Below are 11868 nucleotides of genomic sequence, written 5' to 3' on the forward strand. Positions count from 1 at the left end.
AACTGGTAGAAAGCGTGCTGGCCGTTGGTGCCTGGTTCGCCCCAGATGATCGGTCCGGTCTCATAAGTCACATCATGGCCATTACGATCTACATGTTTACCGTTGCTTTCCATATCTCCCTGTTGGAAATAGGCCGCAAAACGGTGCATATACTGATCGTAAGGAAGTATAGCCTGTGTTTCGGCATCGAAGAAGTTGATGTACCATACGCCAATAAGGCCAAGTATAACTGGGATATTGTTTTCAAATGGCGTGTGTTCAAAATGCTGGTCGGTGGCATGTGCTCCGGCCAACAGTTGTTTAAAGTTATCAAAACCGATACTCAGTACAATTGGAAGTCCAATGGCACTCCAAAGGGAATAACGTCCACCCACCCAGTCCCAGAATTCGAACATGTTTTCTGTGTCGATTCCGAAGCTTTCCACGTCTTTTACGTTGGTGGACAGGGCGGCAAAATGTTTTTTAATATCTTCTTGTTTCGCGCCTTTTTCCAGCAGCCAGTCTTTTGCCGTATGGGCATTGGTCATGGTTTCTTGAGTGGTAAAGGTTTTTGAAGCGATCAGGAACAAGGTGGTTTCCGGATTTACAGTTTTGAGGGTTTCTGCAATATGAGTACCGTCAATGTTGGAAACAAAATGAAGGTTCAGATGGTTCTTATACGCTTTTAAAGCTTCAGTGACCATAACGGGTCCAAGGTCTGAACCGCCAATACCAATGTTAACGACATCGGTGATGGCTTTGCCGGTATAGCCTTTCCATGCGCCTGAAATAATGGCTTCACTGAATTTTTCCATCTTGGCCAATACTTTATTCACGTCCTCCATGACATTTTTGCCATCTACAAGGATGCTTTTACCGCCTTGATTTCTTAAGGCAATATGAAGTACAGGTCTGTTTTCGGTCTGGTTGATTCTTTCTCCACTGAACATGGCCTTGATGGCTTCATCCAGTTTACATTCTTTGGCCAACTGCAGCAGCAAGGCTAAAGTGGTATCGTTGATGCGGTTCTTCGAAAAATCAAGAAGGATGTCTTCGAATAGTAGAGAAAATTTCTCAAATCGTGCATTATCTTCTGTGAAAAGATCTTTTAAACTTTTCTCATTGATATCAATAAAGTGATCTGCCAGATATTTATAGGCTTCTGTTTCTGTGAAATTTATTGTTGGTAGCATAATCTTGGTATTTCTGTAAATGTAAGGCTTTATTTTATTTGATAGAATGGAGAAAGCTGGATTTAATTTTGATTATATTTATATGATAAAACATAACGTATTCACCTAAAAAAAAACTGCTATGTTAGAAAATTTAAAACAACTGGTTACTGAAAGCGCTCAGGATGCTATTGTAAACAATAGTGAGGTTCCTAATGAACATAATGAGGCGGCCATTCAGGCAGCCTCCGGATCTATTTTTGATACGCTCAAGGATCAGTTGTCTTCTGGAAATATAGGAAGCCTTATTGATGCTTTTAAGGGTGGTGATGTGGCCAATAGTGATGTTGCGCAGCAGGCGACTTCGAGCTTCACGGATAAACTGGCTGGCTTAGGGATTAATGCGGAATCGGCTAAAAATATTGCTTCTTCCTTAATCCCGGGTATCCTGGATAAATTTGTGAACAAAACCAATGATCCGAATGATAGCTCATTTGATATAAAGGATGTATTGAGCAAAATTTCCGGTCCGGATGGAAAGTTTCAGTTGTCTGACCTGACCGACCTGTTTACCAGTAAGGAAGGGGAAACAGGAGGTATCATGGATAAATTAAAAGGGTTGTTTTAACGGATAAAACATCTGTTTTAGAAAAGGCTGTCTAAAGTTTATTTAGATAGCCTTTTCTATTTTATATCTTTGGGCTATGACTAAAGAACAAATTCAGGATTTAAGGGACAGAGTAGCGTCGCTGAGGAGGTATCTTTGACGTTGATGACCGACTAGAAGATATTCGTATTGAGCAGGAACTTACCCTGCAGCCAGATTTTTGGGACGATCCTAAAAAGGCAGAAAAACATATTGCAGAAATTAATTCAAAAAAGGTGTGGACCGATGGCTGGCAAAAAGCAAATGCGCTGTTGGAAGATACGCAGGTCATTTTTGATTTTTTGCAGAGTGGTGATGCTACTGAAGAAGAAATGCAGGAGCAGTATGATCTTTGCCTAAAAGCGATAGAAGAGCTTGAGCTTAAAAATATGCTCAAGAACAAGGAAGATCAGCTTCCGGCTGTGATGCAGATTACTGCGGGCGCTGGTGGTACAGAAAGTTGTGACTGGGCCTATATGCTGATGCGTATGTATATGATGTGGGGCGAAAAAAACGGGTACAAAATCACAGAACAGGATTACCAGGAGGGAGAGATCGCGGGTGTGAAAACAGTTACACTTCAGTTCTCCGGAGAATTTGCATACGGCTATCTGAAAGGAGAGAATGGTGTGCATCGCCTGGTCAGGATTTCTCCGTTTGACTCGAATGCCCGCAGGCATACTTCTTTTGCTTCGGTGTATGTTTATCCGCTGGTAGATGATACCATAGAGATTGAGGTTAAAGATTCGGAGATAGAGTTTGAAACTTTCCGCTCTGGTGGTGCGGGTGGGCAAAACGTAAATAAAGTAGAAACGGCGGTGCGTTTATACCACAAGCCTTCTGGTATTGTGATTAAAAACCAGGAGTCAAGGTCTCAATTACAGAATAAAGAAAATGCCATTCGTTTGCTGAAATCGCAATTGTATGAAGTGGAAATGCGTAAACGTATGGAAGCGACGGCATTGATAGAGGGGAATAAAAAGAAAATTGAATGGGGTTCGCAAATCAGGAGTTACGTGTTGGACGACAGGAGGGTGAAAGATCACCGGACAAATTTCCAGTCTTCTAACCCTCAGGCTGTATTGGATGGTGAACTGAACGACTTTTTAAAAGCATACCTAATGGAATTTTAATCATGAAATATTTAAGCACTTTATTTATGGTTGCTCTGATGTCGGCAAACAGCTTGATGGCACAAAAAGTAGAATCCCTTTATCCGGGTGCAATACCTGGGGCGAAACCCGTGCCGTCTGATTTTAAGGAGATATCTACGCCGAGAAAACAGGGTGGTGTGATCATTACTAAGGTTTCTGAGCCAACCCTGACGGTTTACCAGGCGCCTAAAAATAAGGCAAATGGTACTGCGGTTATTATTTGTCCTGGTGGCGGGTATTCTGGTCTGGCCATTACACATGAAGGTTATGATGTGGCAAAGAAATTTAATGAGATCGGGGTTACGGCTTTTGTTTTAAAATACAGGTTGCCGGATACGGCCATTATGCTGGATAAGTCATTCGGTCCTTTACAGGATGTGCAGCAGGCCATTTATAAAGTGCGTAATGAGGCAGTAAAATGGAATATAGATCCGGCTAAGGTTGGGATTATGGGCTTTTCTGCCGGTGGGCATCTGGCCTCCAGTCTTTCTGTACATTATATGGATGTGAAGATCCCGGCTGCGGGTCAGGTGAACCTCAGACCTGATTTTTCGGTACTGATCTATCCTGTTGTTTCTTTTTTAGAATCACCCCATACAGGCTCGCTCAGGAATTTGATTGGAAAGGATGCTTCTATGGAGCAGAAAGAATATTTTTCGAATGAGCGGAGTGTAAATGCAGAAAGTCCTAAAGCTTTCCTGGTACAGGCTGCAGATGATGCTACGGTTCCGGTAGAGAACAGTATCATTTATAGCCAGGCCCTGGTCAAAGCGAAGGTTCCGGTAGAAATGCATATTTACCAGGCTGGTGGCCACGGCTTTGGTTTGAATAATCCGACCACTGCCGATCAATGGTTTGATCGTTTGGTGAACTGGTTAAGCATGAATCATTTATTGAAATAGGCTTAAACCGGACTGCTGTTTAAAATTTCCTGTAATTCTTTTAATTCCTGCACTTTTTCCGCGGAGCCCAGATTCTCATAGGCTGAAATCAGATTTCTGATCACTCTTCTAATGATTTCTACATTGCTGCAGGGGGCATAAAATCCTGGCTGCGGTTCCAGGTTGAGTTGTCTTAGAAACTGGTCTACATCGTGTTTTCCAAAGATAGCTCCTTTATTGAAGGCATTGATGTAGAACAGGACTCCAAACTCATGCTCTTCTTTCTTGCTTTCATCTATATAACCTAGGATGAAGTGTTGAGGAAGGTTCACGCCATAGACCGGAATATCCAGTTTTTGGGCTATGGTAGAGTAGATAATGGCTAAGGAGATCTGATTCCCTTTTTTACTCTCCAGTACCTGATTGATATAGGAGTTCTGAGGATCATGATGGTTTTTTGTGTTTCCGGAAAAACCATAGATGCTGTAGAAAATGTGGTTCATGAATTTGATCTTCTCGATGGAACTCATTTCATATTGTAATCCCATCCAGATTTCCCTTTTAATTTCTTCTATCTGGAAAATGATTTTTTGTTCGTCCAGATCCGGGTATTGATACCTGTTGATCACAAGTGCTCCCTGAAGAAGATCGAAGGCACCACTCTGAAACCATAGATTAAGATCCTCTTTAACATTGCTGAACTGAATTCGGTGAACAAGATTCTCTATGCGTTCCTGTACAAGCGTGTCAAGTGATTTTTCCCAGGTGCTTTCAAGATAATTGATCACAGCATTCCCATACTCGAGCAGGCGACGCTCCACGTGCTCATAAACTTCATTGTCCGGGTCGTCCAGAAGTTTGATCAATGCACTTATTTCTGTACTATTTTCCATTATATGCAATTCCAATTGTACGTTTGTCTATTTTTGCAGCTATGGTTTTTAATTTTTTTATCGATTACTTAAAGCATCGTTTTACCGCTAAAAGCAGACATGGTACGCACTCTCCGTTTGTTTATAAATTAACAGATGAGGTAATTTACGATTTTAAGTCAAAAAATGATTACAAAAGTATAGAGGAACAGAGAAAAAAACTTTTGAATGACGATGCCGTAATCGAGGTTACAGACTTGGGGGCAGGGTCTCACCTGAATAAAAACAGGAAAAAAAGTGTTAAGGAAATTGCAAAGAATGCGCTTAAGAGTCCTCGTCTTGCTCAGTTGATCTATCGCCTGGCGAGGGAACGAAAGCCTGAGCTGATCATTGAATTGGGTACTTGTCTGGGTATCACGACAGCTTATCTTTCCAGGTCATCGCCTGAGGCAAAAGTGATCACTATAGAGGGTTGCCCGCAAACGGCTAAAGTGGCTGCTCAGAATTTTAAGGATTTGGGGCTGAACCATGTGGAACTGGAAGTAGGCAATTTTGATGAAATACTCCCAGCTCTGATAGACAGGCAGAAACAACTGGATTTTGTATATGTAGATGGTAACCATCGCAAAGACGCTACCCTGAATTATTTTAAATGGTGCCTCCCAAAAGTGCAGGAGCATTCCTTACTTATCTTTGATGACATTTACTGGAGTGAGGGCATGAAGGAAGCCTGGGAGGAGATCAAACAACACCCCGAGGTTACCGTAACGGTCGATTTATTCTGGATCGGTTTAGTCTATTTCAAAAAAGGACAGGTAAAGGAGCATTTTAAAATCAAGTATTGATTAAAAGGCTTCCGCGAGACTGATATAGAAACCACTCTGGCGCTTTTCATGCGGTGGTTTTTCCCCGATACCATAGTCAAGTCGTACGCTCAGGCCTTTTGCCGGATCAAAGAAATAACGTCCGCCGCCCCCGTAAGTAGGTTTGAAGTATTTGAGGGAGAAATCACCATTGGCAAAAACGCGTCCGGCTCCGGCAAAGGCAACAAGACCAAATCTATTGGTAAAACGGTATCTGAGTTCGGCTTGAGCAGTAATTAGATTTTCGTCCCTGTATCTTCCGCGATAATAACCGCGCATCATTTCGTCATTTCCCAGCTGCGGTAGAAGATAAAATGGGGTGTTCTTGCTTTGAACAGTATGATAGAATCCGTTTACACCTAAGACCAGGCGGTTGGCTAGCGGCCAGAAGTTACTTACGGTAACTTTGATCTGACTGGTGTTGAATTCATTGCTGGAAAAAAATTGCGGGGCATACTGGTAGGTAATCCGTCCGAAGAAACCTTTGGTTGGATAGTTATTGGAATTTCGGGTGTCATAACTTTGCGAGGCCCCAATATAGACCAGGTCTCCTCCATTTTTGCCATGGATATCAGGATTGGTGGCAAAAATGCCCCCATTTCCTCTATCGGTATAGCTGTAATTTTCGTAACCAATGGAAACACCGGTGTAGGTGTAAGGGATAAGACTTTTTTCGGCTTCAAGCAGGATTTTGAATTGTTTTTCCAGCAGCTTGTTCTCATCAGCATGATGCGTTTTATTGCCTATACCATAAAAATTGAATGGATTCCGTCTGAAAATGAGTTCGCCCATGAGGTGAAATTTATTCTGACGGGTATATATATCATTTCTGAGGGTAAAGTTGTACTGTTTCTTGGTAGACACAGAGGTCATTAATGAAAAATTTGAACTTCGGTTTAGCGTGTCTTTACGATCCATGTACATAGAGAAAAGGCCACCCAGACCGAATTCAAGACCAGTTTCCTGGCTGTATCCTAATACCGGGATCGGCATAAAGCTTGGTCTCCTGGTGGTATCGATTTCATTGGAGAGCATCTTTTTGATGAGTTTCTTTTGTGCGAAGGAAGGAAGTGTTATTGAAAATAAAATAGCGAGCAGTGTAATCTTCTTCATTGCCGCAAAAGTACTAGAACTGATGGAATATTTTAATTTATATTTATATGGAAAAGAATTCCTCTTCGGGATTTGTTCAGATTAATATAGTAGTTTTGGAGTTTATTTAAGCTTAAATATGCAGTTGAGTATCCTAAAAAACAGGTATAGTGTTTTGTTTTCTTTTATTATTGTTTTCCTGATCAGTTCCTTTTTAATCAGGACAGGCTTACTGGTAGCCTCTTTAATGAAAACAGATTTGAGTTTTCTGTCGATTTTGAAAATCTACTTTACCGGAACCTTTTTTGATTTAGGGGTTTCCTTTTTTATTGTTGCATCCTACGCTTTGTACTTGCTCTTATTGCCGCAGAAATGGAATAATTCAAAATTTAACCGGATCGCTACTTATATATGGTTGTTCCTGGTGGTTTTGATTTTTATGTTTTCCTTTTTTGCGGAAATTACTTTCTGGCAGGAGTTTGAAAGCCGTTTTAATTTTATTGCGGTTGACTACCTGATTTATACCTATGAGGTGATTAACAATATTAATGAGTCTTATCCTTTACCTATTTTAATTGGGGGAATTCTTTTGCTGACTTCAGCTGTTATGTTCCTTTTTTATAAGAAGAAGATTTTTACAAACAGCTTTTATTCCAATACGCCTTTCTCTAAGCGCTTTCTGATTTCAGGGCTGCTTATTGGTCTGGCCGTGGTGTATGGTTTTTTTGTGAGTAATAGTCTGGCCGATGGTTCACAGAACCGGTACCAGAATGAATTGTCAAAGGCTGGGGTATATTCTTTCTTTGCAGCATTTAAGAATAACGAATTAAATTATAATGATTTCTATCCTTTGATAGAGAAGAAGCTGGCTTATCAGGTGATTCGAAAAGAATTGTCAGAGCAGGGGAGTGTTTATCTGAATGAAGGGAACTCTGTAAGAAGAAAAATTGATAACGGCAATTCTGCTTACAGACCGAATGTAATCATGATTACTGTGGAGAGTTTAAGTGCGGAATTTTTGGGGAGTTTTGGAAGCAAGTCCAATTTGACTCCTGTGTTGGATTCCCTGGCAAAAGAAAATATATTGTTTACGAACATGTATGCTACGGGTACCAGAACTGTGCGTGGTATGGAGGCTTTGTCTTTGTGCGTGCCACCAACGCCTGGAAGCAGCATTGTGCGGCGGCCTGGAAATGAAAAACTGACGACAGTAGGTCATATTTTTCAGCAGGCCGGCTATAACCGTACTTTTTTTTATGGGGGTGATGGTTATTTCGATAATATGAACCAGTATTTTGGGAGTAATGGCTTTGATATCGTAGACCGGGGTAAAAAAATCATGGTTGGAGAGTCTTATACCACCAAGAGGACCATCATAACAGATGATCAGGTAAAGTTTGAAAATGCCTGGGGGATTAGCGACGAAGACCTTTATGATGCAGTAATCAGAGGGTCTGACCAATATTATAAGGAGGGGAAACCTTTTTATAATTTTGTGATGACGACTTCAAATCATCGCCCCTTTACCTACCCTGCAGGTAAGATTAATATTCCTTCCGGTAGCGGACGTGACGGAGCAGTAAGGTATACGGATTATACGATCGGTGAGTTTTTAAAGAAAGCAAAAACAAAACCCTGGTTTAAGAATACGGTAATCATCATTGTTGCAGATCACTGTGCGAGCAGTGCCGGGAAGAATGAGATCGATATCAGCAAATACCATATTCCCTGCATTATTGTAAACCTGCAAGGTACAGCATCTAAGGTGATTGACCAGACTTGTTCCCAGATTGATCTTTATCCGACCTTGTTTAGACTGATGGGCTGGAATTATGAGAGTAATTTGTACGGGAAAAATGTACTTGATCCGGGTTATGATTCCAGGATTGTTCTTGGTACTTATCAGAAACTGGCTTATATGAAAAAGGATAGTTTGATTATTTTAAGTCCTCAGCAGAAGATAGAGACCTATATATATAATAAGGATACGAATGAACAGCTCCCGGCTAAATTTCCGGAGCCGATTATACAACAGGCCATTTCCAATTATCAAACCGCTTACGACCTTTTTAAAAACGGTGGATTGCATTGGTGATCTGTGTCGAACAGATAAGCTTGTGCGGGTTTAAGATTATTTGTCTATTTTTGCGCTTTATTTAAAAAACAAGATGAGCACAAGAGGACCAATATCGAAATTTATGGAGACGAATTATCTCCACTTTAATTCGGCAGCTATGATGGATGCCGCCAAAGGCTACGAAACCCATTTAGATGAAGGGGGTAAAATGATGATCACCCTGGCTGGTGCAATGAGTACAGCTGAACTGGGTATTTCGTTGGCGGAGATGATCCGTCAGGATAAAGTATCTATTATTTCTTGTACAGGTGCGAACCTTGAAGAGGATATCATGAACCTTGTGGCCCACTCACATTATAAAAGGGTTCCTAATTATCGTGACCTGAGCCCTCAGGACGAATGGGACCTTTTAGAGAATCACTACAACAGGGTTACAGATACTTGTATTCCCGAAGAAGAAGCTTTCCGAAGACTGCAAAAACACATTCATAAACTATGGAAAGATGCTGACACAGCAGGTGAGCGTTATTTCCCACATGAATTCATGTATAAAATGCTCTTGAGCGGTGATCTTGAACAATATTATGAGATCGATCCGAAAAATTCATGGATGCTGGCTGCAGCAGAGAAGAATCTGCCAATCGTTGTACCGGGATGGGAAGATTCTACTATGGGGAATATCTTTGCTTCTTATGTGATGAAAGGTGAACTGAAAGCAACAACCATGAAAAGCGGTATTGAATATATGGGCTGGCTGGCCGATTGGTATATTGCCAACAGTTCGGGTAAGGGAATCGGATTCTTCCAGATCGGTGGAGGTATTGCCGGAGATTTCCCGATTTGCGTTGTACCAATGCTGTATCAGGACATGGAGATGGAGAACATTCCGTTCTGGAGCTATTTCTGTCAGATCTCTGATTCTACCACTTCATATGGCTCTTATTCTGGTGCTGTGCCTAATGAAAAGATTACCTGGGGTAAGCTGGATATTCATACACCTAAATTTATTGTAGAGTCTGATGCAACGATCGTTGCACCATTAATATTTGCATGGATATTAAAAATGTAATTTTAAAATCCAAAATTATCTCTCACATTTAGGGGGAGTGAAAATCAGCGGTTTTTAAAAAAGCTGCTGATTTTCTTCGTTTAGAGCATTTCAGGGCATAGTTTAGAATGATTATAAATTGTATTTCCTGTCATTTATTTGTCATTGATAACTTAATAAACTTTACTTTTGTTCACGTTTTTGATGATAGATCTAAGTTTAAACATCAATTACAACTGTAAGTTTTTTAAAAAATTGTATAAAATACTCATTATGAGGAATATCTCATTGATCATTAGAAGAGTTTGGAAGTCGGCATTCATGTTAACGGCTCTATCTGTTTTAATCGTTTCTGGTACACAGGCACAGGATGCAGCAGAAGGAAGGAAAATTTTTAAGGAAAAATGTACTTCTTGTCACGCTTTAGACCGTGATATGACCGGACCTGCTTTACAAACAATAGTGCCAACGAAAAGTGAGGCATTCTTGTTGAAGTGGATTAACAATGCACCTGCATTTATCGCTTCTGGAGACAAAGAAGCTGTTGAAGCTTCTAAATGGAATCCAAATGCAGAGATGACTGCATTTCCTTCGCTGACTCCGGAGCAAATTAAAAGTATCCTTGCTTATGTAAAAGCAGGTGAGCCTAAAAAAGAAGGTGATAAAGCCGGGCCTGCTGTTCAGGAAGAAGTGTCTAACTTCTCTCTTGCTGGTGTGGTTGCGGTTATCCTGATCTCTATCGTTGTTCTTGTAGTATTGGGTCGCGCAATTAAGATGTTGGAGCGTCTGATTCTGAAGAAACAAGGTATTGAAGTGGTTGAGGAAGAAAAAGTTTCCCTGGCTGCTGGTTTAGGTATCTTATTTAAAAACAAGAAATTCGTTTTCTTCTTTATCCTGTGTCTGGTGATTACACTAGGTTCATTTGGATGGATGGGAATGTGGAATACAGGTGTTCATACAGGTTATCAGCCGGTTCAGCCAATTAAGTTCTCTCACGAACTGCATGCCGGAACGAATCAGATTGACTGCCAGTATTGTCACTCAGGTGCGTTCAAATCTAAAAATGCATCTATACCTTCATTGAATGTTTGTATGAACTGTCACAAACAGGTTCAGGCAAGAGATAACCATGATGGCAACATTTCTCCTGAGATCCAGAAAATCTATAACGCTCTTGGATACGATGCGGACAAAATGACTTACGATAAAACCAAGGAAAAACCTATCGAGTGGGTTCGTGTACACAACCTTCCTGACTTTGCTTATTTCAACCACTCACAACACGTTGTTGTTGCAGAGAAAGCAATCCGTAAAGCAAAAGGTTTGAAACCAAATGAACCGGTTTGTTTCGCTTGTCACGGTCCTGTGAATACAATGGAAGAAATTTACCAGTATTCTCCTTTGACAATGAAATGGTGTATCAACTGTCACAAAGACACCAAATTGGATGTGAAGGATAATGCATTCTATACGAAGATCATCGAAGCACATGAGAAGATCAAAAAAGGCGAAAAAATTACGCCTGCTGCCCTTGGTGGTTTAGAGTGTGGTAAATGTCACTATTAATAGAGAGTTTAGTTAAAAAAGAACGTTCGATAAACAGTAATAAAGCTTAAATGGAAAGCAATAAAAAATACTGGAAAGGCCTAGAAGAGTATAAAAACACTCCGGATTTTGTTGAAAACAACAAAAACGAATTTGCTGAGCCACTTCCAATAGAAGATGTTTTAAATGAAGCAGGATTAAGTACAGTAACTCCTCGCCGCGACTTTTTAAAGGCGTTAGGTTTTGGTTTAGGTGCGGTAACCCTTGCGGCTTGTCAGCCAACGCCAGTTGTAAAATCAATTCCTTATTTAGTAAAACCGGAAGAGGTTGTTCCAGGTATACCTAACTATTATGTGTCCACTTATAACGGACAAAGTATATTAGTAAAAACAAGAGAAGGAAGACCAATTAAGGTTGAAGCAAATCCTAATGCCGGTGAGTTCAACTGTGGTACTGATGCACAGGCTCAGGCTTCTGTTCTGGATCTTTATGATGTTTCAAAACTTAAAGCACCTGTTTTAAAGAACGATGAAACTACC

The 11868-nt window shown here is 40.7% G+C and carries 11 protein-coding genes; 8 read left to right on the forward strand and 3 right to left on the reverse strand.

Features of this window, described 5'->3' with window-relative positions; all coding sequences use genetic code 11:
• Positions 1–1172, reverse strand: a 1172-nt coding sequence (gene pgi, locus VNZ46_RS28775) for a glucose-6-phosphate isomerase (RefSeq protein ID WP_325565059.1), incomplete at its 3' end; no start/stop codon positions are given.
• 121 nt (positions 1173–1293) lie between these two features.
• On the opposite strand from pgi, the gene VNZ46_RS28780 reads away from it, so the two are divergent.
• The 3 genes from VNZ46_RS28780 (at position 1294) to VNZ46_RS28790 (ending at position 3853) form a co-directional block, all read left to right on the forward strand.
• On the forward strand, positions 1294–1779 hold the full coding sequence (locus tag VNZ46_RS28780) for a hypothetical protein (protein WP_325565061.1): 486 nt from the start codon (positions 1294–1296) through the stop codon (positions 1777–1779).
• Between the two features lie 76 nt (positions 1780–1855).
• Positions 1856–2930 (forward strand): peptide chain release factor 2 gene (gene prfB / locus VNZ46_RS28785; protein ID WP_325565063.1). Its coding sequence is split into 2 segments (ribosomal slippage): positions 1856–1915 and positions 1917–2930, totalling 1074 coding nucleotides; the frame shifts between segments, so codons are not numbered across the junction.
• A gap of 2 nt (positions 2931–2932) precedes the next feature.
• Positions 2933–3853: an alpha/beta hydrolase gene (locus tag VNZ46_RS28790; RefSeq protein WP_325565065.1), complete on the forward strand. Its 921-nt coding sequence runs from the start codon at positions 2933–2935 to the stop codon at positions 3851–3853.
• A gap of 2 nt (positions 3854–3855) precedes the next feature.
• On the opposite strand, the gene VNZ46_RS28795 is transcribed toward VNZ46_RS28790, so the two are convergent.
• Positions 3856–4725 (reverse strand): transglutaminase-like domain-containing protein, encoded by an 870-nt coding sequence (locus VNZ46_RS28795; RefSeq protein ID WP_199077997.1) that lies wholly within the window; start codon positions 4723–4725, stop codon positions 3856–3858.
• Positions 4726–4766: 41 nt separating this feature from the next.
• Between VNZ46_RS28795 and VNZ46_RS28800 the strand changes: the two genes are divergently transcribed.
• Positions 4767–5549, forward strand: coding sequence for a class I SAM-dependent methyltransferase (locus tag VNZ46_RS28800; protein ID WP_325565076.1), 783 nt, complete (start codon positions 4767–4769; stop codon positions 5547–5549).
• On the opposite strand, the gene VNZ46_RS28805 is transcribed toward VNZ46_RS28800, so the two are convergent.
• Positions 5550–6680, reverse strand: coding sequence for a BamA/TamA family outer membrane protein (locus VNZ46_RS28805; RefSeq protein WP_325565067.1), 1131 nt, complete (start codon positions 6678–6680; stop codon positions 5550–5552).
• Between the two features lie 118 nt (positions 6681–6798).
• Here VNZ46_RS28805 and VNZ46_RS28810 point away from each other — a divergent pair, with 118 nt between their 5' ends.
• The 4 genes from VNZ46_RS28810 to VNZ46_RS28825 form a co-directional block, all read left to right on the forward strand.
• The gene (locus VNZ46_RS28810; RefSeq protein ID WP_325565069.1) at positions 6799–8754 is read left to right on the forward strand and encodes an LTA synthase family protein; all 1956 of its coding nucleotides are present in this window, start codon (positions 6799–6801) and stop codon (positions 8752–8754) included.
• A 73-nt stretch (positions 8755–8827) separates the two neighbouring features.
• Positions 8828–9805, forward strand: a complete 978-nt coding sequence (locus tag VNZ46_RS28815) for a deoxyhypusine synthase family protein (RefSeq protein WP_108554189.1) — start codon at positions 8828–8830, stop codon at positions 9803–9805.
• 252 nt (positions 9806–10057) lie between these two features.
• Complete coding sequence (locus VNZ46_RS28820) at positions 10058–11350, forward strand: c-type cytochrome (RefSeq protein ID WP_325565072.1); 1293 nt, start codon at positions 10058–10060, stop codon at positions 11348–11350.
• A 50-nt stretch (positions 11351–11400) separates the two neighbouring features.
• A partial coding sequence (locus tag VNZ46_RS28825; protein WP_325565074.1) for a TAT-variant-translocated molybdopterin oxidoreductase occupies positions 11401–11868 on the forward strand: 468 nt, incomplete at its 3' end.

Origin of the sequence: Pedobacter sp. (genome assembly GCF_035566355.1) — a bacterium.
GTDB lineage: Bacteria > Bacteroidota > Bacteroidia > Sphingobacteriales > Sphingobacteriaceae > Pedobacter.

Coding starts and splice junctions, on each gene's coding strand:
- VNZ46_RS28810 (WP_325565069.1), top strand. CDS start 6,799: ATGCAGTTGAGTATCCTAAAAAACAGGTATAGTGTTTTGTTTTCTTTT.
- VNZ46_RS28815 (WP_108554189.1), top strand. CDS start 8,828: ATGAGCACAAGAGGACCAATATCGAAATTTATGGAGACGAATTATCTC.
- VNZ46_RS28780 (WP_325565061.1), top strand. CDS start 1,294: ATGTTAGAAAATTTAAAACAACTGGTTACTGAAAGCGCTCAGGATGCT.
- VNZ46_RS28800 (WP_325565076.1), top strand. CDS start 4,767: ATGGTTTTTAATTTTTTTATCGATTACTTAAAGCATCGTTTTACCGCT.
- VNZ46_RS28805 (WP_325565067.1), bottom strand. CDS start 6,680: ATGAAGAAGATTACACTGCTCGCTATTTTATTTTCAATAACACTTCCT.
- VNZ46_RS28820 (WP_325565072.1), top strand. CDS start 10,058: ATGAGGAATATCTCATTGATCATTAGAAGAGTTTGGAAGTCGGCATTC.
- VNZ46_RS28790 (WP_325565065.1), top strand. CDS start 2,933: ATGAAATATTTAAGCACTTTATTTATGGTTGCTCTGATGTCGGCAAAC.
- VNZ46_RS28795 (WP_199077997.1), bottom strand. CDS start 4,725: ATGGAAAATAGTACAGAAATAAGTGCATTGATCAAACTTCTGGACGAC.